21 protein-coding genes and 1 other RNA gene are annotated in these 21,785 nt (G+C 62.2%); 10 read left to right on the forward strand and 12 right to left on the reverse strand.

The annotated features are described in order from the left end of the window. Positions 1-67 precede the first annotated feature (67 nt). The 3 genes from ACMTA2_RS31075 to argE all read right to left on the reverse strand — a co-directional run bounded on the left by ACMTA2_RS31075 (position 68) and on the right by argE (position 4,460). Complete coding sequence (locus ACMTA2_RS31075) at positions 68-1,393, reverse strand: OprD family outer membrane porin (RefSeq protein ID WP_413793121.1); 1,326 nt, start codon at positions 1,391-1,393, stop codon at positions 68-70. Positions 1,394-1,866: 473 nt separating this feature from the next. After that, positions 1,867-3,165 carry an amino-acid N-acetyltransferase gene (argA, locus tag ACMTA2_RS31080; RefSeq protein WP_413793122.1) on the reverse strand — a complete coding sequence of 433 codons (1,299 nt, stop codon included), beginning with the start codon at positions 3,163-3,165 and terminating at the stop codon, positions 1,867-1,869. A gap of 137 nt (positions 3,166-3,302) precedes the next feature. After that, the gene (argE, locus tag ACMTA2_RS31085; protein WP_413793123.1) at positions 3,303-4,460 is read right to left on the reverse strand and encodes an acetylornithine deacetylase; all 1,158 of its coding nucleotides are present in this window, start codon (positions 4,458-4,460) and stop codon (positions 3,303-3,305) included. A gap of 158 nt (positions 4,461-4,618) precedes the next feature. On the opposite strand from argE, the gene ACMTA2_RS31090 reads away from it, so the two are divergent. Further along, positions 4,619-5,986, forward strand: a complete 1,368-nt coding sequence (locus tag ACMTA2_RS31090; RefSeq protein WP_413795751.1) for a CYTH domain-containing protein — start codon at positions 4,619-4,621, stop codon at positions 5,984-5,986. 130 nt (positions 5,987-6,116) lie between these two features. On the opposite strand, the gene ACMTA2_RS31095 is transcribed toward ACMTA2_RS31090, so the two are convergent. Beyond that, the gene (locus ACMTA2_RS31095; RefSeq protein WP_413793124.1) at positions 6,117-6,587 is read right to left on the reverse strand and encodes an Lrp/AsnC family transcriptional regulator; all 471 of its coding nucleotides are present in this window, start codon (positions 6,585-6,587) and stop codon (positions 6,117-6,119) included. A 125-nt stretch (positions 6,588-6,712) separates the two neighbouring features. On the opposite strand from ACMTA2_RS31095, the gene ACMTA2_RS31100 reads away from it, so the two are divergent. The 5 genes from ACMTA2_RS31100 (at position 6,713) to ACMTA2_RS31120 (ending at position 10,875) form a co-directional block, all read left to right on the forward strand. Further along, positions 6,713-7,051, forward strand: coding sequence for an ACT-like domain-containing protein (locus ACMTA2_RS31100; RefSeq protein WP_413793125.1), 339 nt, complete (start codon positions 6,713-6,715; stop codon positions 7,049-7,051). Positions 7,052-7,195: 144 nt separating this feature from the next. Continuing rightward, positions 7,196-8,980 (forward strand): type IV pilus assembly ATPase TfpB, encoded by a 1,785-nt coding sequence (tfpB, locus tag ACMTA2_RS31105; protein ID WP_413793126.1) that lies wholly within the window; start codon positions 7,196-7,198, stop codon positions 8,978-8,980. Between the two features lie 131 nt (positions 8,981-9,111). Next, a complete protein-coding gene (locus tag ACMTA2_RS31110; protein WP_413793127.1) occupies positions 9,112-10,032 on the forward strand; it encodes an SPFH domain-containing protein in 921 nt (306 codons plus the stop codon). Between the two features lie 7 nt (positions 10,033-10,039). Beyond that, the gene (locus tag ACMTA2_RS31115; RefSeq protein WP_413793128.1) at positions 10,040-10,489 is read left to right on the forward strand and encodes an NfeD family protein; all 450 of its coding nucleotides are present in this window, start codon (positions 10,040-10,042) and stop codon (positions 10,487-10,489) included. Between the two features lie 68 nt (positions 10,490-10,557). Further along, a complete protein-coding gene (locus ACMTA2_RS31120) occupies positions 10,558-10,875 on the forward strand; it encodes a DUF2388 domain-containing protein (RefSeq protein ID WP_072405965.1) in 318 nt (105 codons plus the stop codon). A gap of 180 nt (positions 10,876-11,055) precedes the next feature. Here the strand turns inward: ACMTA2_RS31120 and gcvH are convergent, their stop codons facing one another. From gcvH to ACMTA2_RS31160, 8 genes are all read right to left on the reverse strand, one after another. Further along, positions 11,056-11,439: a glycine cleavage system protein GcvH gene (gcvH, locus tag ACMTA2_RS31125; protein ID WP_413793129.1), complete on the reverse strand. Its 384-nt coding sequence runs from the start codon at positions 11,437-11,439 to the stop codon at positions 11,056-11,058. 52 nt (positions 11,440-11,491) lie between these two features. Beyond that, positions 11,492-12,574, reverse strand: a complete 1,083-nt coding sequence (gcvT, locus tag ACMTA2_RS31130; protein WP_413793130.1) for a glycine cleavage system aminomethyltransferase GcvT — start codon at positions 12,572-12,574, stop codon at positions 11,492-11,494. Positions 12,575-12,729: 155 nt separating this feature from the next. Then, entirely contained in the window at positions 12,730-14,346 is a 1,617-nt protein-coding gene (locus ACMTA2_RS31135; RefSeq protein WP_413793131.1) for an ABC transporter permease, read from the reverse strand. Between the two features lie 222 nt (positions 14,347-14,568). Further along, positions 14,569-15,573 carry an extracellular solute-binding protein gene (locus tag ACMTA2_RS31140; RefSeq protein WP_413793132.1) on the reverse strand — a complete coding sequence of 335 codons (1,005 nt, stop codon included), beginning with the start codon at positions 15,571-15,573 and terminating at the stop codon, positions 14,569-14,571. 221 nt (positions 15,574-15,794) lie between these two features. Then, positions 15,795-17,012, reverse strand: coding sequence for a 2-octaprenyl-3-methyl-6-methoxy-1,4-benzoquinol hydroxylase (locus tag ACMTA2_RS31145; RefSeq protein WP_413795752.1), 1,218 nt, complete (start codon positions 17,010-17,012; stop codon positions 15,795-15,797). Positions 17,013-17,079: 67 nt separating this feature from the next. Next, positions 17,080-18,267 carry a 2-octaprenyl-6-methoxyphenyl hydroxylase gene (gene ubiH, locus ACMTA2_RS31150; protein ID WP_413793133.1) on the reverse strand — a complete coding sequence of 396 codons (1,188 nt, stop codon included), beginning with the start codon at positions 18,265-18,267 and terminating at the stop codon, positions 17,080-17,082. After that, entirely contained in the window at positions 18,264-19,598 is a 1,335-nt protein-coding gene (pepP, locus tag ACMTA2_RS31155; protein ID WP_413793134.1) for a Xaa-Pro aminopeptidase, read from the reverse strand. Before pepP ends, ubiH begins: the two co-directional genes overlap by 4 nt. A gap of 25 nt (positions 19,599-19,623) precedes the next feature. Beyond that, positions 19,624-20,178 carry a YecA/YgfB family protein gene (locus ACMTA2_RS31160; protein ID WP_413793135.1) on the reverse strand — a complete coding sequence of 185 codons (555 nt, stop codon included), beginning with the start codon at positions 20,176-20,178 and terminating at the stop codon, positions 19,624-19,626. 130 nt (positions 20,179-20,308) lie between these two features. Here ACMTA2_RS31160 and ACMTA2_RS31165 point away from each other — a divergent pair, with 130 nt between their 5' ends. From ACMTA2_RS31165 to ACMTA2_RS31180, 4 genes are all read left to right on the forward strand, one after another. Continuing rightward, positions 20,309-20,518, forward strand: a complete 210-nt coding sequence (locus ACMTA2_RS31165; protein WP_003177365.1) for a TIGR02449 family protein — start codon at positions 20,309-20,311, stop codon at positions 20,516-20,518. Then, positions 20,515-20,832, forward strand: coding sequence for a cell division protein ZapA (locus ACMTA2_RS31170; protein ID WP_413793136.1), 318 nt, complete (start codon positions 20,515-20,517; stop codon positions 20,830-20,832). The genes ACMTA2_RS31165 and ACMTA2_RS31170 overlap by 4 nt, the downstream gene beginning before the upstream one ends. Positions 20,833-20,862: 30 nt before the next feature. Next, positions 20,863-21,042: non-coding RNA, 6S RNA (gene ssrS, locus ACMTA2_RS31175), on the forward strand. 114 nt (positions 21,043-21,156) lie between these two features. Further along, the gene (locus tag ACMTA2_RS31180) at positions 21,157-21,774 is read left to right on the forward strand and encodes a 5-formyltetrahydrofolate cyclo-ligase (protein ID WP_413793137.1); all 618 of its coding nucleotides are present in this window, start codon (positions 21,157-21,159) and stop codon (positions 21,772-21,774) included. Positions 21,775-21,785 lie beyond the last annotated feature (11 nt).

A 21,785-nucleotide genomic window follows, 5' to 3' on the forward strand; every position in this document is an offset into this window, starting at 1 on the left:
TTGAGCCAAAGACGCAAAAGCCCCGCCCGGCGTGTTGCCGGGCGGGGCTTTTTTACTTCGCTACGTCTTACATGAAGTTGTAAGTGTAGTTGAAGATCAGGCGGGTTTGATCCTGATCGGCAATACCGGTGCTGCTGCCACGGTAGGTACCGTGACGCAGGGTGGTGCCGAAGCCTTTCAGAGGGCCTTGCTGGACGACGTAGTCCAGGCGCATGTCACGTTCCCACTCGGAAGTGTCGCTGCCGCCGGTAGCCGACTTGATGTCATCACCGTGCAAGTAGGCAATCGAAGCCTTCAGGCCTGGAGCACCCAGGGCCGTGAAGTCGTAGGAGTATTGACCGAACGTGGTGTTTTCACCGGCACGAACGAACTGATGGATCATGCTGTCAGTGAACAGGTAGAAGCTCGAACCGCCAGCCCCTTCAAAACCACCGGCGTCGCTGCGCAGGCTGCCCTGGTTCAGGTAGACGAAGCCACCGTCATCACCGACTTGCTGGTGACCCAACAGGAACGCGCTGCCACCCAGGGTGTAGGTGAACATGGCGCTCCAGGTCTTGTTATCGACCTCGCCCGGGTTCTTGGCATAACCACCGTTGTTGTTGAAGCGATAGCCCGCATCGCCGTTACGGCCGTCCGAGCTGCTGTCGAAGTAACGCAGGTCAGTCTTGAACGATTGGCCTTCGCTGATCGGGAACACGTGTACTGCGCCCAGGAAGTGCTGTTTGTAGAAATCCTGCAGGTTGGCGTAGTAGTACTGCAGGGTCAGGTCTTTGGTGACTTTCCAATCAGCACCGCCGTAACGGAACTGGTTGCTTTCCTCGGTAGCGCCGTTCACTGACAAGCCAGTGCTGTTAGTTCCTGCGCGACCAACGGCGTGTTCCAACTGACCAGCATTGAAGGTCACGCCGTCGATTTCCTTGGAGGTGATGGTGCCACCTTCAAAGGTTTGCGGCAGCAGGCGACCATCACTGGCAATCAGGATTGGCAGGTTAGGCGACAGTGCCCCCCCTACGTGAGCCTCGGTCTTCGAGAAAAGCGCCTTTACGTTGCCCGACAGACGACTCCAGTTGTCCACAGCTGAACCGTCGGTCTCGCTTGGAACAAAGGAGTTGTTATCCGGGTGGTGACCCTTGCCGCCATCGAGATGGATGCCGACCAGAGCCTGGGCATCGATACCAAAACCTACGACGCCTTGGGTGAAGCCGGACTTGTAGTCGAACTTCAGGCCGGTAGCCGTTTCACGCTGGTCAGCACCACCTTCACGGTTATCGTTATTGAAGTACAGCGTACGAGAACTCACAGATGCCTTGCTGTCCTCGATAAAACCGGCGGCGCCTGCCTGCTGCGCCAAAACCCCAACGGCCACAGCAATGGCCAAGGTGGACTTCTTCATGCTTAGCTCCTCTCGTTTTCTAATTCTTGTGTGTCTTTGGTTCCGGATCGAACGCCCGGATTCCGCGGATGCGCGATTAGCGCCAGACCGTGACCGACAAGTCAACCGTAACCATTTATGACTACGACTATGGTCTAACCCCTCTACACCGGCCCGCAGGATAATGGATTCTTTATAATTCCAAAAAGAATTGTTTCAACAGTTTTCAGCTCGTTTCGACATATGAGTGCCATCACAGCACCATCAGGCCGTGACTCGACTTATCGGCGACGCAGGGAATTACTGAATGATGATTCGTCGGGGATTTACGAGCCCCGCGAATTTTTGGCGGCGAGATATGTTTGCGCGCCTCCTGCGCCTTCGATTCCTGTTCAAGACAGCGCGCGCATGCCGCGATCTTGACGTGTTCCAGACTAGCCGCTCATTGTCTGAAATCAAGACGATCGCGACAGCGCAAATTTTCCAATGGCCGCTTACAAGGATTTTTCGAAGATTTTCGAATTACGCTGATAGTTGTAGAGCGACGCCCGCGCGGCCGGTAGACGGTCGACGCTGCTGGGCTCGAAACCGCGTTCGCGGAACCAGTGGGCAGTCCGGGTCGTCAGCACGAACAGCGTCTTGAGCCCCTGGGCACGGGCTCGGGCTTCGATGCGTTCCAGCAGCTCATCGCCCCGGCCACCGTGGCGATATTCCGGGTTCACCGCCAGGCAGGCCAGTTCCCCGGCATCCGAATCGGCGATCTGGTACAGCGCCGCGCAGGCGATGATCATGCCTTCGCGCTCGACCACGCTGAACTGTTCGATCTCGCGCTCCAGCACTTCGCGGGAGCGACGTACCAGAATCCCCTGTTCCTCCAGCGGGCTGATCAGGTCCAGCAGGCCGCCGACATCTTCGATGGCCGCTTCGCGCACCACCTCGAATTGCTCCTGGGCCACCAGCGTACCGCTGCCATCGCGAGTGAACAGTTCGGCCAGCAGCGCACCGTCCTCGGCATAGCTGACGATATGGCTGCGCGCGACGCCGCCACGACAGGCCTGGGCCGCCGCATCCAGCAGTTCGGCCTGATAGTCGCCGCCCAAGCGTTGCATGTGGCCCGGAACCTGTTGCGGGCGCAATTCCCGAACCAGTCGTCCGTCTTCGCCGATCAGTCCTTGCTCGGCACCGAACAGCAGCAGCTTGTCGGCTGCCAGGTCGATGGCCGCCCGGGTGGCGACGTCCTCACAGGCCAGGTTGAAGATCTCCCCGGTGGGCGAATAGCCCAACGGCGACAACAGCACGATGGAGCGCTCGTCCAGCAGGCGATTGATGCCCTTGCGATCGACCCGGCGCACTTCACCGGTGTGGTGATAGTCCACGCCTTCGAGCACGCCGATCGGGCGAGCGGTGACCAGGTTGCCGCTGGCGACCCGCAACCGCGAGCCCTGCATGGGCGAAGAGGCCATGTCCATGGACAGGCGCGCCTCGATGGCGATGCGCAACTGCCCGACGGCGTCGATCACGCACTCCAGGGTCGCCGCATCGGTGATGCGCATGCCGTGATGATAGTGCGGCGTCAGGCCCCGCGCAGCGAGGCGGGTCTCGATCTGCGGGCGCGAACCATGGACCAGCACCAGGCGCACGCCGAGGCTGTGCAGCAGCACCAGGTCATGGACGATGTTGCCGAAGTTCGGATGTTCCACCCCGTCGCCGGGCAGCATGACGATGAAGGTGCAATCGCGGTGGGCGTTGATGTAGGGCGAAGCGTGACGAAGCCAATTGACGTATTCGGGCATGAACCTGGACCTGTAATAAGTAACAGCCAAAAAAAGACGAAACAGAACGCACAACGGGCTGGTGGTTATCGTCGGAACAGGCTTGGCGACACGCGCGCTCTCCTCATGTGATGAATACGGGCCCGCAAGGGCGCAATTTAACCGGCCGTGGCCGGTGTCAGGCAGTAATGACCGATCAATTGTTGCAACAACTGTACGGTAGGTTGCAAACGTGACATTTCAAGGTACTCGCCCGGTTGGTGGGCGCAGGCGATATCGCCAGGGCCCAGGACCAGGGTTTCGCAACCAAGGCGCTGAAGATAAGGCGCTTCGGTGCCAAACGCCACTGCTTCGGCACGATGGCCGGTCAGTCGCTCGGCCACGCGGACCAACTCGGCGTCCTCGGCCTGCTCGAACGGCGGCACTTCGGGGAACAGCGGCGCGTAGTCGATCTTGACCTGGTGTCGTTCGGCAATGGGCTCGAGCTTCTGCCGGATCGCCGCCCGCAGCATGTGCGGGTCCATGCCCGGCAACGGGCGCAGGTCGAATTCCATGGAGCACTGGCCGCAGATGCGGTTGGGGTTGTCGCCACCGTGGATGCAGCCGAAATTCAGGGTCGGTTGCGGCACGCTGAATTGCGGGTTACGGAACTCGCGTTGCCATTGCAGGCGCAGCCCGCGCAGTTCGCCCATGGCATCGTGCATGGCTTCCAGCGCGCTGTGGCCCAGGCGCGGATCGGACGAATGACCGCTGCGCCCCAGAATGTCGATGCGCTCCATCATCACGCCTTTGTGCAGGCGAATCGGCCGCAGGCCGGTCGGCTCGCCGATCACCGCCGCGCGCCCCAGCGGTCGGCCGGCATCGGCCAGGGCCCGGGCGCCGGACATCGAGCTTTCTTCGTCGCAGGTGGCGAGGATCAGCAGCGGTTGCTTGAACGGTTGGTCCAGCAGGGGCTTGACCGCTTCGATGGCCAGGGCGAAAAAACCCTTCATGTCACAACTGCCCAGGCCCACCCAACGGCCATCGACCTCGGTGAGCTTCAGCGGATCGGTCTGCCACAACGCGCCGTCGAACGGCACCGTGTCGCTGTGGCCGGCCAACACCAGGCCGCCGGGACCGCTGCCGAAACTGGCCAGCAGGTTGAATTTGCCAGGGCTGACCGGCTGGATATCACAGGAGAACCCCAGCTCGGTGAGCCAGCCTGCCAGCAGCTCGATCACGGCCCTGTTGGACTGGTCGAGCCCTGGCTGGGTACAGCTGACCGAAGGCGTGGCGATCAGGGCAGCGAATTGTTCTTTCATGGACGGCAAAGGCATCGCTGGCTCCGGGCTTGCAGATTGACGTCCATCATAGAACCATCTGGCGCAAGGAATAAACCGTCGCGGCGCGTAGGATGAGCGAGTCCTGTACACTGCACGGCCTTGGCAGCCACACCTTCCCCCGGCTGCGCACCCGATCCCTGGATTTTCCGGCCATGCAGAAAGAAACTGAAATCAAACTCCGCGTCAGCCGCGAGACCCTGGCGGCCTTGCGCGAGCATCCGCTGCTGAAAAAACGCAACAAGAGTGGCTGGGAACGCCACGAATTGATGAACCAGTATTTCGACACGCCCGAGCGTGATCTGGCCCGGGCCAAGGTCGCCCTGCGCCTGCGCCGCGATGGCGAAGAGGTGATCCAGACCCTCAAGGCCCGCGGCCAGAGCGTCGCTGGTCTGTCCGAGCGCAACGAGTACGATTGGCACCTGCCCAAGGCCAAGCTCGACCTGAAGAAGCTCGACGGCGAATGCTGGCCCGAGGCCTTGGCCGAACTGGACAAGAAAACCCTCAAGGCCATCTTCACCACCGATTTCGTCCGCGAACGGGCCGAAATCGCCTGGGGCCGTGGCAAAAGCAAGGTGGTCATCGAGGCTGCCCTGGACCTGGGCCACGTCGTCGTGGGCAAACAGAAGGAAGAAATCTGCGAACTGGAGCTGGAGCTGCGCGAAGGCGAGCCCGCCGCGCTGCTGGAGCTGGCCGCCGAGCTGGCCGCGACCCTGCCCTTGATGCCCTGCGACATCAGCAAGGCCGAACGTGGCTATCGCCTCCATGACGCCGGCAGCTACGCCTTGAGCCTGCCGGCTCCGCAACTGAGCGCCGAAACACCGCTGGACGACGCCTTTGCCGCGCTGAGCTGGCATTTGCTCGGCAGTAGCCAGCGCCTGGCCGAGCAATACCGCTTCAACGGCCACTGGCGCCTGTTGCAGGATTGGGTGGAAAGCCTCGCCGAACTGCGCGCCCTGCTCAGCAGCCTTGGCCAGGCCGCGCCGCGCCAGTCGACCCACGACTTGCGCCTGGCCCTGGACGCGTTGCTGGAAGACTGGCGCCCGCTGGTCCAGGCCGGCCTGGACGACGAAGACGTGCGCAAGGCTGCGCCGGAACAGTTCCTCGAAGAACTGCAAGACCCACGCTGGGGCCTGTTTTCCCTCAACACTTCACGCTGGCTGCTGGCCCGCAGATGGGCCGCCGAGCGCAACACCCGCGGCAATCGCCAGGGTGCGGCGCAACTGGGCAGTTGGCTGCCGCGCCTGCTGGGCGAAGAATCCTCGTCCCTGCAATTGCAACGCTATCAGCAGCAACCGGAAGACCTCGCCGAGCAACTGCCGCGCATCGAACGCATCCAGGCCTGGCTGCACCATGCCCGCCATGTGCTGGAGATCCCGGAAATGGATCGCCTCTATGGCGAGCTGAACAAACTGGCGCAACTGGCCAACCAACCGATTACCGACGAAACCCTGGATGCGCGCAAGCAGCAGGCGATTGCGGTGTACCAGAATCGGGCCTGGAAGACTTTGCTGCGTCTGTAATACCGCCTTCGCGAGCAGGCTCGCTCCCACATTGGATCAGTGTTGTACACACATGTTGTGACCACTGAAGATCAACTGTGGGAGCGAGCTTGCTCGCGATGAGGCCAGCACAAACACCGCAAAAACGAGCTCAGCGCACCACCGGCAAACTCGTCGTCGACTTGATCTCAGAAAGCGCCACGATCGAGTTCACCTCCTGGATCCCCGGCACCATCGACAGCTTTTCGAAAAAGAATCGCTCATACGCCTCGATGTCCGCCGTGACGATGCGCAGCAGAAAATCCACCGCCCCCATCAGCACATAGCACTCCAGCACTTCGGGAAAACCGCGGATCGCCTCGGTGAACTCGGTGAAGTTCGAACGGCCGTGGGCGTTGAGCTTCACTTCGGCGAAGATCTGCGTGTTGAGGCCGATTTTCTTGCGGTCCAGCAGGGTCACCTGGGCGCGGATGATGCCCTCCTCCTTCATCCGCTGGATCCGCCGCCAGCACGGCGATTGAGACAAGCCGACCTGCTCGGCGACCTGCGCGCTGGACAGCGAGGCGTCCTCTTGCAGGAGCGCCAGTATCCGGCGGTCGTAATTATCCAGCTCGCTTTGCATAAACAATCCCAAGATTATCGACTTTAAGAATCAAATGATTCACAACATCGCCAAAAGCACTCATCTTAGATAAGAAATACCCCGCGTCGCATGTAAATATTTCTCCGCCCCCAAGGAGAGCGCACATGCCCCCACTCGAAGCCGTAGCCATCGCCCCGACACGCGCCGACGTCTGGCACGCGACCAATGCCCATTGCCGGGTGCACTACCAGATGCAGGCCGAGGCCGAGCCTGACCTGCTGTGCCGGGCGCTGAACCTGTTTGCCTTGCAGGGCCTGACGCCACGGCACCTGCGCGTCGAGCGCCTCGACGACCTGCTGTCGCTGGACATCGTCATGGACGGGGTGAGCTGGCACCGTGCCCAAGTCATCGCGGAAAAACTACGTAACCTGATCGGCATGTGCTCGGTGGACCTGCAAGGCGCTGATATTGCGCGGGTTGAGCCGGTACAGGGGGCCGGTTGAGCCCCCACGGGCAAGAATTGGTAACGCATTGGTCGGGTAGTGGCCCAACGGTCCATGGGCTCGGGACTATTCTTTTGCAGACCGAGCGAAGACGCCGAAGCGTCTGTATCGCGGCTTTGCTGCAATTGTCCAATAGGAACCCGCATGTCCACCAAACACGCCACTCAGGACCGCTGGCTGGACCTCAATGATCTGCTGCGCCAATTGGTCACCCAGGGCTTCATCAGCCAGGACTCGGCCGAAACCGCGCTGAACGCCCGTCGACGCCACAACGCCAATAGCCAGTTGCATCCATTGGAGTTCATCGCCAACCAGCACCTGGACGACCTCAGCCGCCCCGGCAAGCGCCTGGACCTGGAGAACCTGACCCTGTGGCTGTCCCAGCAGGCCGGCCAACCCTACATGCGCATCGACCCGCTGAAAATCAACGTAGCGGCCGTGACGCCCTTGATGTCCTATGCCTTTGCCCAGCGCCACAAGATCCTCGCCGTGGCGGTCGATCGTGACGCCGTCACCGTTGCCAGCGCCCAACCCTACGTCAGCAGTTGGGAAGCCGACCTGACCCACGTGCTCAAGCTGCCGGTCAAGCGGGTGGTCGCCAACCCGGTGGACATCCAGCGCCTGAGCGTGGAGTTCTATCGCCTGGCCAAATCGGTCAGCGGCGCCACCACGGTGGACCAGCAACCGAGCAACCTGAGCAATTTCGAACAGCTGCTCAACCTGGGGGCCAGTGACCAGGAACCGGACGCCAACGACGCCCACATCGTCAATATCGTCGACTGGCTGTTCCAGTACGCCTTCCAGCAGCGGGCCAGCGATATCCACATCGAGCCGCGCCGCGAGCAAGGCACCGTGCGGTTTCGCATCGACGGGGTGCTGCACACCGTCTACCAGTTCCCGCCGCAGGTCACGATGGCGATCGTCAGCCGGCTCAAGAGCCTGGGGCGGATGAACGTCGCGGAAAAACGCAAACCCCAGGACGGCCGGGTCAAGACCAAGACCCCGGACGGCGGCGAAGTGGAATTGCGCCTGTCGACCTTGCCCACGGCGTTCGGCGAAAAAATGGTCATGCGGATCTTCGACCCGGAAGTGCTGCTCAAGGATTTCGACCAGCTCGGTTTCTCCGCCGACGACCTGCGCCGCTGGCAGGACATGACCCGCCAGCCCAACGGCATCATCCTGGTGACCGGGCCCACCGGTTCCGGCAAGACCACCACCCTCTACACCACTCTCAAGAAGCTGGCGACACCGGAAGTGAACCTCTGCACCATCGAGGACCCGATCGAGATGGTCGAGGCGTCCTTCAACCAGATGCAGGTCCAGCACAACATCGACCTGACCTTCGCCGCCGGGGTACGGGCGCTGATGCGGCAAGACCCGGACATCATCATGATCGGCGAGATCCGTGACCTGGAAACCGCCGAAATGGCGATCCAGGCGGCGCTCACCGGGCACCTGGTCCTGTCGACGCTGCACACCAACGATGCGCCGAGTGCCATCAGCCGCCTGTTGGAGCTGGGCGTGCCCCATTACCTGATCAAGGCCACCGTGCTCGGCGTCATGGCCCAGCGGCTGGTGCGCACCCTGTGCCCGCAATGCAAGGCCCCGCTGACCCTGGACGAAGACGACTGGCAGACCTTGACCCGGCCCTGGCAGGCACCGTTGCCGAGCAATGCCCAACAGGCCGTCGGTTGCCTGGAATGCCGCGACACCGGTTACCGCGGCCGCGCCGGTGTCTACGAAATCATGCAACTGACCGACAGCATCAAGGCCTTGATCCACCCCGACACCGACCTGCTGGCGGTACGCCGCCAGGCCTTCAAGGAAGGCATGCGCAGCCTGCGGCTGTCAGGGGCGCAAAAGGTGGCGGCGGGATTGACCACGGTCGAGGAAGTGCTGCGGGTTACGCCACAGAGCGAGCAGAAGTAGTTGTGGCGAGAGGCTGTGGGAGCAAGGCGCCTGCATCGCGAGCAAGCTTTGCTCCCACAGAGTGAGGATAATGACAGCGTGCCCTACACTCAGGGCTCGCAGATCCATCTCAATTCGCACAGGGAACCGTCATGCAGATCGGTAGCGTACTTTTACTTTTCATCGGCCTCGTGGTCGCCGTCCTCTTCATGGGCTTCAAGGTCGTCCCTCAGGGCTACCAATGGACCGTCGAGCGGTTCGGCCGCTATACCAATACGCTCAAGCCCGGCCTGAACATCATCATCCCGGTGATGGATCGCATCGGGCGCAAGATCAATGTCATGGAAAGCGTACTGGACATCCCGCCCCAGGAAGTCATTACCGCCGACAACGCCACGGTACAGATCGACGCCGTGTGCTTCTTCCAGGTGGTCAATACGGCCCAGGCGGCCTACGAGGTCAACAACCTCGAGCACGCCATCCGTAACCTGCTGCAAACCAACATCCGCACCGTGCTGGGCTCCATGGAGCTGGACGCGATGCTGAGCCAACGCGACGGTATCAACGAAAAACTGCTGCGCACCGTCGATGAAGCCACCGCGCCGTGGGGCATCAAGATCACCCGGATCGAGATCAAGGACATCAGCCCGCCAGCCGACCTGATGGCCGCCATGTCGGGGCAAATGAAAGCCGAACGCATCAAGCGAGCCCAGATCCTCGAAGCCGAGGGCCTGCGCGCATCGGCGATTCTCACCGCCGAAGGCAAGAAACAGGCGCAGATCCTCGAGGCAGAGGGCAGCCGCCAGGCCGCGTTCCTGGAGTCCGAGGCCCGCGAGCGCCAGGCGCAGGCCGAAGCGCTGGCCACCCAGGTGGTGTCCCAGGCCATTGCCGACGGTAACGTCCAGGCCGTGAACTACTTCGTCGCGCAGAAATACATCGATGCGCTGGGCAAACTGGCGTCGGCCAACAACAGCAAGGTGATCCTGATGCCGCTGGAGGCCAGCCAGGTCATCGGTGCGGTCGGCGGCATCGGCGAGATCGTCAAGGCCACCTTCGACAGCAAGAAAGCCTGAGGCGCGTATGTGGGAGTTCCTGCAACACATGTCGTACTGGGACTGGCTGGCGCTGGGCGTCATCCTGCTGATCCTTGAAGTGTTCGGCGCCGGTGGCTACTTGCTGTGGATCGGCATGGCCGCCGCGGCGGTCGGTGTGCTCACGTTCATCCTGCCGCAGATGTCGTGGGAGATGCAGTTCCTGTTGTTCGGCCTGTTCGCCATCGCCACGGCCCTGTACTGGTGGCGACGCCAGCGCAGTGCCGTGCGCCAAAGCGATCAGCCGCACCTGAACCTGCGCGGGCAGGAGCTGATCGGCAAGGTCTTTGCGGTTCATGAAGCGATTGTCGATGGTCGCGGCAAGATCAAGGTGGCCGACAGTGTCTGGCTGGCCAAGGGACCCGAGTCGTCCGTTGGCACGCGGGTCAGGGTGGTGGCACAGGAGGGGGCGGTGCTGAAGGTGGAGCGGGCTGACTGACAAGTCATGGAACTGAATCCGGACGCAGGCAATCCAACGTAATAGTTAACCCAGTGGAGTCACCTATCATGCGTCTCAAACTTGCTGTCGCTACCGTAGCCTTGCTGTCTCTTCCTGTTGGCTCGGCAATGGCCGACACGTTTTGGCGTAACGTCATCTCGTCCGGTGCGACCACCGGTTCGACCTACCTGACCTTCAAGGATCACAAGCTGATCGTCGCCGCCCAGGACGACGCTGGCAGCTTCGTCGCCAGTGACGGCGGTATCCGTGGCCCCTACCTGGAAGCGGCGATGCAGAAAGTCCGTGCCGACAATCCAGGCCTGCAAGCCACCGACATGGAACTGGCCAACGCGATCCTGGCGAAAAACGCCGTCGCCCAGGACTGATGCCTGGCCAATAAAAAATGCCGCTCGATCGAGCGGCATTTTTTTGCCCGGTGAAAATCCCAAGGCTATTCCCACCCCTGTGGGAGCGAGCTTGCTCGCGATAGCGGAGTGTCAGCCTACATCAATGCTGCTGATCTAACGCTATCGCGAGCAAGCTCGCTCCCACAGGTGCAGTCATCCTTATTCGCCGATGGCAGCCTTGTAACCCGCCGCGTCCAGCAACTTGTCCAGTTCAGACTTGTCGCTTGGCTTGAGCTTGAAGATCCAGGCGCCGTAGGGATCGGAATTCAACAGCTCTGGCGAACCGTCCAACTCTTCGTTGACTGCAATCACTTCACCTGCGATCGGGGCATAGATATCGGAAGCGGCCTTGACCGACTCAACCACACCGGCCTGGTCACCTGCGGCAAACGACTTGCCGACTTCAGTCAGCTCGACAAAGACCACATCGCCCAAGGCTTCCTGCGCATGGTCACTGATGCCTACGGTGACGGTACCGTCAGCTTCCAGGCGGGCCCACTCATGGCTTTCGGCAAAACGCAGTTCGGCAGGGATATCACTCATATTCTGTGTCCTCAAGAGAAAGTGTCAGCGGCCAGCGGCCCGCCGCAAAAGGTTAGATCAGGGTTTTGCCATGGCGGACGAAGGTCGGTTTGACCACCCGTACCGGGTACCACTTGCCACGAATTTCCACCTCGGCCCGGTCAGCTGTAGCCATCGGAACACGTGCCAGGGCGATCGACTTGCTAAGCGTAGGAGAAAAACTACCACTGGTGATCTCCCCTTCGCCAACATTGGCGATGCGAACCACCTGATGGGCGCGCAAAACACCCCGTTCCTCCAGCACCAACCCGACCAGTTTGTGTTGCACGCCGCTGGCAAGCTCGGCTTCCAGCGCATCGCGCCCGATGAACTGACGGCTCGCCGGTTCCCAGGCGATACTCCAGGCCATGTTCGAGGCCAGCGGTGAAACGTCCTGGTGAATGTCCTGGCCGTAGAGGTTCATGCCGGCCTCAAGACGCAGGGTATCGCGGGCACCAAGGCCGATGGGAGAAATGCCGGCCCCCACTAGGTCATTGAAGAAACTCGGCGCTTCGTGAGCCGGCAGGACAATTTCCAGGCCATCTTCGCCGGTGTAGCCGGTCCGGGCGATGAACCAATCACCGTCGGCGCGACCTTCGAAAGGCTTGAGTTGCTGGATGATTTGCCCACGGGATTGCGTCACCAACTCGGCAATCTTCTGCCGAGCGTGGGGGCCTTGGATCGCCAGCATCGCCAGTTCGGGGCGCTCATGCAGTTGCACGTCGAAGTCACCGAGCTGTGCCTGCATCCAGGCCATGTCCTGGTCGCGGGTCGAGGCGTTGAAGACCAGCCGGTAGCCGTCCTCGACACGGTAGATGATCATGTCGTCGACGATGCCACCGCACTCGTTGAGCATCGTGCTGTACAAGGCACTACCTGTGGCTTGCAAGCGGTCGACGTCGTTGGCCAGCAAGCGCTGCAGCCAGACCTTGGCCTGGGGGCCGGCGACATCGATCACGGTCATGTGGGATACATCGAACACACCGCAGTCGCGACGCACCTGATGGTGCTCTTCGACCTGTGAACCGTAGTGCAAAGGCATATCCCAACCGCCAAAATCGACCATCTTCGCGCCGAGGGCGAGATGAAGGTCATACAGAGGCGTACGCTGTCCCATGGGTTTCTCCTTCCGGGCTTGGCGAAGGTGCGGGCGGACACTGCATAGCGCGAACGCCTGAAAAAAGGAGTTTTCTGACGCTCTCAGTTGCCCGGTCCGACAGACGGACCGCACCGAATGCCGCGCATTGTAGCCGCATGAAGTAGGACTGGCACCTAGCTGTTTCGATGGGCCGAACGTCGTATCAATCCGATGACCGGTAATAACCCCACCAGCACCAACGTCAGCGCCGGCAACGCGGCCCGGGCCCACTCCCCTTCACTGGTCATCTCGAAGATCCGCACCGCCAGCGTGTCCCAGCCGAACGGACGCATCAACAATGTCGCGGGCATTTCCTTGAGCACGTCGACGAACACCAGCAGCGCCGCGCTCAAAGTGCCGGGCAACAGCAAGGGCAGATACACTTTGAAAAACAGTCGTGGCCCACTGACCCCAAGGCTGCGTGCCGCTTCGGGCAAGGACGGACGAATCCGCGCCAGGCTGCTCTCCAACGGACCGTAGGCCACGGCCAGGAAGCGCACCAGATACGCCAGCAACAACGCCGACAGGCTACCCAGCAACAACGGTTTGCCTGCCCCGCCGAGCCAGCTCGACAGCGGGATGACCAGCTCACGGTCCAAGTAGCTGAATGCAAGCATGATCGACACCGCGAGCACTGACCCGGGCAAGGCATAGCCCAGGTTAGCCAGGCCGACGCCGGCACGAATCGGACGGGTCGGCGCCAGTCGCCGGGCGAACGCCAGCAGCAAGGCCACGCAAACGGTGACCAGCGCGGCCAGGCCGCCCAGATAGAGGGTGTGGACGATCAGCCCGGCATAACGCTCATCCAGGTCAAAACGGCCGCGTTGCCAGAACCACACCACCAATTGCAGCAGCGGGATGACAAACGCGCAGGCAAACACCAGGAAACACCAACTGCTGGCCGCCACGGCCTTGAAGCCCCGCAGCGTGTACAAGGCCTTGACCCTAGGCCGCTCGTTACCGGCTCGGTGGGCACCGCGGGCTCGGCGTTCGCCATAAAGCACCAGCATCACCGCCAGCAACAGCAGGCTGGCCAGTTGGGCAGCGCTGGAGAGGCTGAAGAAGCCGTACCAGGTCTTGTAGATGGCGGTGGTGAAGGTGTCGAAGTTGAACACCGACACCGCGCCGAAATCCGCCAGGGTTTCCATCAGCGCCAGCGCCACGCCCGCACCGATGGCCGGCCGCGCCATCGGCAGTGCCACGCGCCAGAACGCTTGCCACGGCGACTGACCCAGCACCCGGGCGGCTTCCATCAAGCCCTTGCCCTGGGCCAGGAAGGCACTGCGCGCCAGCAGATAGACGTAAGGGTAAAAAACCAGCACCAACACCAGGATCACCCCAGCGGTGGAACGAACCCGGGGCAGGCGCAGGCCGCTGCCGAACCACTCTCGCAACAGCGTTTGCACGGGGCCTGCAAAGTCCAGCAGGCCAACGAAGACAAAGGCCAGCACATAGGCCGGAATCGCGAACGGCAACATCAGCGCCCAGTCGAGCCAGCGGCGCCCCGGGAATTCACACAGACTGGTAAGCCAGGCGAGGCTGACACCCAGTATCGTCACACCGACACCCACGCCAAGGATCAATGTGAGGGTGTTGCCCAACAAGCGTGGCATTTGCGTATCCCACAAGTGGGACCAGATCTGCTGATCAACGCTCTGCCAGGACAACAGCAAGACGCTCAAGGGCAACAGGACCAGCGCGGAAATGGCAAAGACCAGGGGGTACCAACGGCGTTGGGCGGGGTGGGCCAAGGGGTGCTCTCGTTTGAATGATGATGCCCGCGCATTGGCGCGGGCACCTATTTTATAACCCGCCGCATGAAAACCTGTGGCGAGGAATTTATCCCCGCTGGGTTGCGAAGCAACCCTCCAATCAGAGAGCGCGTCGTGCCAGACGGATTGACCGTCTGTAATTGGGCTTGCTCCGCAAGCCAGCGGGGATAAATCCCCTCGCCACAGGGAGTCTGACTTGGATTAATTCCAGCCAGCGCGATCCATCAGGCGAATGGCTTCGGCCTGGCGTTTACCCGCGACTTCCACCGGCAGGGTGTCGGCCTTGAACTTGCCCCAGGCTGCCACTTCCTTGGATGGCTCGACCTTCGGGTTGGCCGGGAATTCCTGGTTCACGTCGGCGAATATATTTTGCGCTTCTGGCGTGGTCATCCACTCCACCAGTTTCTTCGCGGCGTCCGGGTGCGGTGCATGCTTGGTCAGGCCAATGCCCGAGAGGTTGATGTGCACGCCGCGGTCGGCTTGGTTCGGCCAGAACAACTTGACCTTCAGGTCCGGCTTCTGCTGGTGCAGGCGGCCAAAGTAGTAGGTGTTGACGATGCCGACATCGCACTGGCCAGCATTGATCGCTTCAAGCAAGGCGGTGTCGTCGGAAAACACGTCGGTGGACAGGTTGCGGACCCAGCCCTTGAGAATCTCCTCGGTTTTTTCCGCACCGTGGGTTTCGATCAAGGTGGCCGTCAGGGACTGGTTATAGACCTTCTTCGAGGTGCGCAGGCACAGGCGACCTTCCCACTCTTTGCCAGCCAGCGCTTCATAGGTGGTCAATTCGCTGGGTTTAACCCGTTCGGTTGAGTAGACAATGGTCCGCGCCCGCAGGCTCAAGCCGGTCCAGGCGTGGGAAGAAGCACGGTATTGAGACGGGATGTTGGCATCGATCACGGGGGAGGTGAACGGCTGGAGAATACCCATCTGCTCGGCTTGCCAGAGGTTGCCGGCGTCCACGGTGAGCAGCAGGTCGGCGGTGGCGTTCTCGCCTTCGGCCTTGATCCGCTGCATCAGCGGCGCTTCCTTGTCGGTGATGAACTTCACCGACACGCCAGTTTTCTTGGTGTAGGCATCGAAGACCGGCTTGATCAGTTCGTCGATACGCGAGGAGTAGACCACCACCTCATCGGCGGCCTGGGCGGCAGTGGTACCGATCAGGGTCAAGGCGAGGGCGGACAGCAGGCGCTTGGATGCCAACATGGTAGCGGTCTCTGGATTATGAACGAAGCGCAAATGATAAGGACTCACATTTGGCATCACAATCGAACAATGGGCGGACACATTTCCAAATGTTGCACAGATGGGTGCTCAAGGTGACTGTCCCGGCCCTATCGCGAGCAAGCTCCCACATTGACCTGCTTTCACATAACCCTGTGGGAGCGAGCTTGCTCGCGATAGGGCCATAAGCCCCACCCCACCTCTCAGGCCTTGGCCAGATCCGGCAAATCCCCAATGAGCCCCAATGCCTCGCGCACGAACAGCGCCTTGGCTTCGGGCAGGCGGTCCACCAGCTTCAGCCCGGTATTACGCAACCAGCGCACTGGCAGTGGATCGGCCTGGAACAACCGCTCGAACCCTTCCATCGCCGCCATCAGCGCCAGGTTGTGGGGCATGCGTCGACGCTCGTAGCGGCTCAACACCTTCACATCCGCCAACCGCTCGCCACGTCCGGCCGCTTGCAACAGCACTTCGGCCAGCACGGCGGCGTCGAGAAAGCCCAGGTTCACCCCCTGCCCGGCCAACGGGTGAATGGTATGGGCGGCATCGCCGATCAGCGCCAGTCCTTCGGCCACGTAGCGCTTGGCATGCCGCTGGCGCAGCGGCACGCACAGGCGCGGGTCGGCGCTCAGCACCGTGCCTAGCTGGCCTTCGAAGGCGCGTTCCAGTTCGCTGCAGAATTGCGCGTCATCGAGCGCCATCAAGCGCTGCGCTTCTTCGGGGGTGGTGGACCAGACGATCGAACACCAGTCGTGCTGGCCGTCACGCTCGAGGGGCAGGAACGCCAGCGGACCGTTGTCGGTGAAGCGCTGCCAGGCCGTCATTCGATGTGGCCGGGCGCTGCGCACGCTGGTGACGATGGCGTGGTGCAGGTAATCCCATTCACGCGTCGCCACGCCGGTCAGGCGGCGCACAGCGGAATTCGCGCCGTCGGCGGCAATGACCAGCGGCGCGCGCAAGGTGCGGCCATCGGCCAGGGTCAGCAGCCAATCGTCGCCGGAACGACGCATCTGTTCCAGCCGGGCATTGGCCAGCAGGCCCAGGTCGCAGTCATGCAGTCGATCCAGCAGGGCGTCCTGCACCACGCGATTCTCAACGATGTGCCCAAGCGTCTCGGCATGCAGGCTGGCGGCCGAAAAGTGGATCTGCCCGGTGCCGCTGCCGTCCCAGACGTGCATGTCGGTGTAGGGGCTGGCCCGCCGGGCAGTGATGCCCTCCCAGACGCCCAGGCGATCGAGGATGCGCTGGCTGGCCGTCGACAAGGCACTCACCCGGGGCTCGAACGCAGCCTGGGGATCGAAGGGTTTGACACTCATCGGGCTACCGTCGAGCAACAGCACTTGCAAACCACTGCCCTGCAACGCCAGCGCCAGGGCGCTGCCGACCATACCGGCACCGACAATCAGCAGATCCGCACGCAATTCCATGCTCTAAGCCTGTTTTGCGGGCGACATCAGCCGCCCATGAAAAGAAATGACCACGCCAGCCTCAAACATCGGGACGCGTCCCCAGCCCCATGGCCTGGCGGGCGAACCAGCGCTTGGCCGGCGGCAGCAGGTCGAGACCCAGCAAGCCGAGGTTACGACCCAGGGACACCAGCGGCAGGCTGCTGCCAAACAGCCGCGTGACCTGGTCGGAGAAGCCCACGGTCAGGGCCTGGTCCATGCGCTGGCTTTCGCGATAGGCCTGCAGCACGGCAAAATCCCCCGGTGCGCGGTCACTCTCGAGCAAGGCATTGGCCAAGGCCTGGGCATCGCGCAGGGACAGGTTGAACCCCTGCCCCGCAATCGGGTGCAGGCTATGGGCGGCATTGCCCAGGATCGCCAGGTGCGGACGGACCTGTTCTTCGGCCTCCACCAATACCAGCGGGTACAGGTGCCGCACCCCCACCTGCTTCAGCGTTCCCAGGCGATAACCGAACACGCCCTGCAATTCGGCAAGAAAGCTGCGCTCGTCAAGGGCCGCCAACCGTTGTGCGTCCATGCCCTGGCGGGTCCAGACCAACGCGCAACGATTCTCCGGCAGCGGCAATAAGGCCATCGGGCCGTCATCGGTGAAGCGTTCGAAGGCCATGCCATTGTGGGCTTCGCTGGGGGTGATGTTGGCGATCAAGGCGCTCTGGTCATAGGGACGGCTGCGCACGCCGACGCCCAACTGCTCGCGCAGGCTGGAGCGGCCACCATCGGCCAGTACGGCGAGGTCGCACTCCAGGGTGGTTTCGTCGTCGAGGGTCAGGCGATAACCGCCGACCAACGGTTCCATGCGAGTCACCTGCGCCGGGCAGCGCCAACTGACCACCTCCGGGTCCAGGCCTTGCCACAGGCACTGGCCGAGCCAGGCGTTTTCCACCACGTAGCCCAGCGCTGGCACGCCCTCTTCCATAGCCGACAGCCGCGCCGTGGAAAAGCGCCCGCGATCGGATACATGGATCTGCTTGATCGGCTCGGCGCGGCGGGAAACCTCCTGCCATACCCCCAAGCGTTGATAAATCTGCCGGGCGCCGTAGGACAAGGCCGAGGACCGGGCATCGTAGCTTGGCTGCCAGGCGTCGCCGGGGGCGAAGGGCTCGATCAGCAGGATCTTCCAGCCCCGGGCCTTGGCACCGGCCTGCAGGGCCAGCGCCAGGCTCGCGCCGACCAAGCCGCCGCCGACGATTGCCAGGTTGACCCGGCTCATGCCGCTTGCGTCCGGGCAGCGGCCATCAGGGCCTCGATGTCGGCGACCGTCTTCGGCACGCCTCGGCTCAGGATTTCACAACCGGTTTTGGTCACTACCACGTCATCCTCGATGCGCACGCCAATGCCGCGCCATTTTTTCGCGACACTGCGGTTGTTCGGGCTGATGTAGATGCCCGGTTCCACCGTCAGCGTCATGCCGATTTCCAGGACCCGCCACTCGCCGCCGACCCGGTATTCGCCCACATCGTGCACGTCCATGCCCAGCCAATGGCCGGCGCGGTGCATGTAGAACGCCCGGTAGGCCTCGCTGGCGATCAACGCGTCTACCTCACCTTCCAGCAGCCCCAGGCGCACCAACCCTTCGGTAATGACCCGGACCGTCGCTTCGTGGGCCTGGTTCCAGTGTTTTTCTGGCGCGATCTGGGCAAACGCGGCTTCCTGGGCGGCCAGCACCACTTCGTAGATGGCCTTCTGCTCGGGCGAAAACTTGCCACTGACCGGCCAGGTACGGGTGATATCGCTGGCGTAGCAGTCGATCTCACAACCGGCGTCGATCAACACCAGGTCGCCATCCTTGAGCAGCGCGTCGTTCTGCTGATAGTGCAGGATGCAACTGTTGCGCCCCGCCGCGACGATCGAGCCGTAGGCCGGCATCTTCGCCCCGCCCTTGCGGAACTCATAGTCCAGCTCGGCTTCCAGGCTGAACTCGTGCAGCCCCGGACGCGCCGCCTGCATCGCCCGAATGTGCGCCTGGGCGGAAATCCGCGCCGCTTCGCGCATCACTTTCACTTCCGCCGCCGATTTATACAGGCGCATGTCATGCAGCAAGTGATCCAGGGCAACGAATTCGTTCGGCGGCTGGGCGCCGAGGTGGGCCTTGGAGCGAATCACGTTGATCCACTCCATCAGGTGCCGGTCGAATTCCGGGTTGCTGCCCATGGCCGAATACACCCGGTCGCGGCCTTCGATCAGGCCCGGCAGGATGTCGTCGATGTCGGTGATGGGAAATGCGTCATCGGCGCCGTAGTCACGTATCGCCCCTTCCTGACCGGCACGCAGGCCGTCCCACAACTCGCGTTCGGCGTTGCGCTCGCGACAGAAGAGGATGTATTCGCCATGGGTGCGGCCGGGCATCAGCACCAGCACCGCTTGCGGCTCGGGAAAGCCGCTGAGGTACTGGAAGTCGCTGTCCTGGCGGTAGACATGCTCGACGTCGCGGTTGCGGATCGCAACGGCGGCGGCGGGCAGGATTGCGATGCTGTTGGGTTCCATCTGCGCCATCAGGGCCTTGCGGCGACGGCTGTATTCCGATTTCGGGATATGAATCATGGGCAGACGGGGTTCCCTCTAAAAATTAATGCAAGGATGGCTTGGGGGCCGCTGCATCGGTTTTCTTGGTCTCGGTGAACAGCAGCAATGGCGCGACCCGCAGGTACTCCATCACTTCCATGTAGTCGCTTTCGCCGTCCTCAGACTCTTCCAGGGCATCCTGGACCTGGGAGATCGCGGCCAGGTCCTGCAACACTTCCTTCGCCTCTTCACTCAGCGCGTATTCGCGGCGGGTCAGGCCGAAGCCGGCGAGGAAGCCCTGGCACCACTGGCCCAGCGCCGCGGCGCGTTCGGCCAAGGGGGCGTCGTCAGTGGGCAGCAACAGGACGACGGTCATGTCATCGCTGGTCAACTCGCCCTTGACCATTTCCTGCAGGCCGATCAGCGCGTTGCGGACATTGTCCGCCGGCTCGCCTTCCAGCAGCTCGGTGGCGTCGGCCAACCAGCCGTCGGCATCGAAACCGGCGCCGGCGCAACTGCGGCCGAGCAACAGGCCATGCAATTCGGCAGGCGAGACAGGATGACCGCTGGTGCTCAGCAGGGTGGCGAATGCTTGATACGGGGAATTCTGAATGGGCATGGGCAGCTAGGCGCCAGACGGCGCTATGTCTAGAATGGAGGCCTTGTATCCTACATCGACAGACTCGCCAAGACTATCAGAGGCTGTGCGACCCACATCCCTCCATCAGACACATTCTTCAGTGGACACAATGGAAGACACCGACCTGCAAGCGCTGATGGCCAGACTCGAACTGCTAATTGACCGGGTCGAGCAACTTAAGAGCCAAAACGGACTCCTATTAGCTCAGGAAAAAACCTGGCGCGAGGAACGCGCTCACCTCATTGAAAAAAACGAAATCGCCCGGCGTAAGGTCGAATCGATGATTTCGCGCCTCAAGGCCCTGGAGCAAGACTCATGAGTTCAAGCAATAGCGTTACCGTGCAGATCCTCGACAAAGAATATTCAATCATCTGCCCCCAGGAAGAGCGTAGCAACCTGGTGAGCGCCGCCCGTTACCTGGACGGCAAGATGCGCGAGATCCGCAGCAGCGGCAAAGTCATCGGCGCCGACCGCATCGCCGTAATGGCCGCCTTGAACATCACCCACGACCTGTTGCATCGCCAGGATACGCCGGACATGCAGGTCAGCGGCTCGACCCGTGAACAGGTGCGCGACCTGCTCGAACGGGTGGATCTGGTGCTCGCCACCGATCCGGATGTCGCCAAGGGCTGATTCGCGAGGCTGCCTGGGGTATACTCGCCTCACTCCCTGGGGTGCTTGCCAGTTGGTGATGTCCCTGAGCCGATACGCACAACCACGGGGGTTGCACGTTGGGGCCGGTGTGCATGTCCGCTTGACGGAAAGCCTTAACGCCTCCTGCAACTTCCACCTTGAACTTTCGGGTTCAAGGGCTAAGCCGACAGCGGTTCATCCGGGGAGCCTGACTCCAGACAATGCCAGTTCATACGAACTGGCATTGTCGTTTCTGGCGCGGGCATTTCTGAGCGTCCTGTTTTGCGGTTACGCTGTGGCATCGCCACTGCGTGAAGCACTGATATGACCGAACCCGCGCCGCTGCCCCGCCCGCAACTTCGACGCCTGCTGCGCCAGGCCCGTCGCGCCCTGACACCCGCCCAGCAACGGCAAGCCGCCCGCGGGCTGTACAAGCAACTGGCCCAGCATCCGCTGTTTCGCCGCGCCAAGCACATCGCCCTGTACCTGCCCAACGATGGCGAGATCGACCCGCGCCTGCTGCTGCGCGCGGCCCAGCGCCGGGGCAAGGCCACTTACCTGCCGGTACTCAGCCCATGGCCGCAAACCAAGATGGTGTTCCAGCGCATCCACCCCGGTGAAAAGATGCAGCCCAATCGCTTTCGTATTCCCGAACCACGCAAGAACATCGCCCGGCAACGCAAGGTCTGGACGTTGGACCTGGTGTTGTTGCCACTGGTGGGGTTTGACGATGCAGGGGGTCGGCTGGGCATGGGCGGCGGTTTTTACGACCGCAGCCTGGCGTACCTGGCGCGACGCAAGCAGTGGCGCAAGCCAACGTTATTGGGGCTGGCTCACGAATGCCAGAAAGTCGAACGATTGGCGCAGGCAAGCTGGGACGTGCCGCTGCAAGGAACGGTCAGCGACAGGCAGTGGTATATCGCGCAGTGGGCGCCGCGTTAGTCAGCGGCGCC

This window comes from Pseudomonas medicaginis, assembly GCF_965119365.1.
Taxonomy (GTDB): Bacteria; Pseudomonadota; Gammaproteobacteria; order Pseudomonadales; family Pseudomonadaceae; genus Aquipseudomonas.

Bases quoted from the DNA above. Each gene is read 5' to 3' on its own strand.
- ACMTA2_RS31075 (WP_413793121.1), bottom strand. From the start codon at position 1,393: ATGAAGAAGTCCACCTTGGCCATTGCTGTGGCCGTTGGGGTTTTGGCG.
- argA (WP_413793122.1), bottom strand. From the start codon at position 3,165: ATGCCCGAATACGTCAATTGGCTTCGTCACGCTTCGCCCTACATCAAC.
- argE (WP_413793123.1), bottom strand. From the start codon at position 4,460: ATGCCTTTGCCGTCCATGAAAGAACAATTCGCTGCCCTGATCGCCACG.
- ACMTA2_RS31090 (WP_413795751.1), top strand. From the start codon at position 4,619: ATGCAGAAAGAAACTGAAATCAAACTCCGCGTCAGCCGCGAGACCCTG.
- ACMTA2_RS31095 (WP_413793124.1), bottom strand. From the start codon at position 6,587: ATGCAAAGCGAGCTGGATAATTACGACCGCCGGATACTGGCGCTCCTG.
- ACMTA2_RS31100 (WP_413793125.1), top strand. From the start codon at position 6,713: ATGCCCCCACTCGAAGCCGTAGCCATCGCCCCGACACGCGCCGACGTC.
- tfpB (WP_413793126.1), top strand. From the start codon at position 7,196: ATGTCCACCAAACACGCCACTCAGGACCGCTGGCTGGACCTCAATGAT.
- ACMTA2_RS31110 (WP_413793127.1), top strand. From the start codon at position 9,112: ATGCAGATCGGTAGCGTACTTTTACTTTTCATCGGCCTCGTGGTCGCC.
- ACMTA2_RS31115 (WP_413793128.1), top strand. From the start codon at position 10,040: ATGTGGGAGTTCCTGCAACACATGTCGTACTGGGACTGGCTGGCGCTG.
- ACMTA2_RS31120 (WP_072405965.1), top strand. From the start codon at position 10,558: ATGCGTCTCAAACTTGCTGTCGCTACCGTAGCCTTGCTGTCTCTTCCT.
- gcvH (WP_413793129.1), bottom strand. From the start codon at position 11,439: ATGAGTGATATCCCTGCCGAACTGCGTTTTGCCGAAAGCCATGAGTGG.
- gcvT (WP_413793130.1), bottom strand. From the start codon at position 12,574: ATGGGACAGCGTACGCCTCTGTATGACCTTCATCTCGCCCTCGGCGCG.
- ACMTA2_RS31140 (WP_413793132.1), bottom strand. From the start codon at position 15,573: ATGTTGGCATCCAAGCGCCTGCTGTCCGCCCTCGCCTTGACCCTGATC.
- ubiH (WP_413793133.1), bottom strand. From the start codon at position 18,267: ATGAGCCGGGTCAACCTGGCAATCGTCGGCGGCGGCTTGGTCGGCGCG.
- pepP (WP_413793134.1), bottom strand. From the start codon at position 19,598: ATGATTCATATCCCGAAATCGGAATACAGCCGTCGCCGCAAGGCCCTG.
- ACMTA2_RS31160 (WP_413793135.1), bottom strand. From the start codon at position 20,178: ATGCCCATTCAGAATTCCCCGTATCAAGCATTCGCCACCCTGCTGAGC.
- ACMTA2_RS31165 (WP_003177365.1), top strand. From the start codon at position 20,309: ATGGAAGACACCGACCTGCAAGCGCTGATGGCCAGACTCGAACTGCTA.
- ACMTA2_RS31170 (WP_413793136.1), top strand. From the start codon at position 20,515: ATGAGTTCAAGCAATAGCGTTACCGTGCAGATCCTCGACAAAGAATAT.
- ACMTA2_RS31180 (WP_413793137.1), top strand. From the start codon at position 21,157: ATGACCGAACCCGCGCCGCTGCCCCGCCCGCAACTTCGACGCCTGCTG.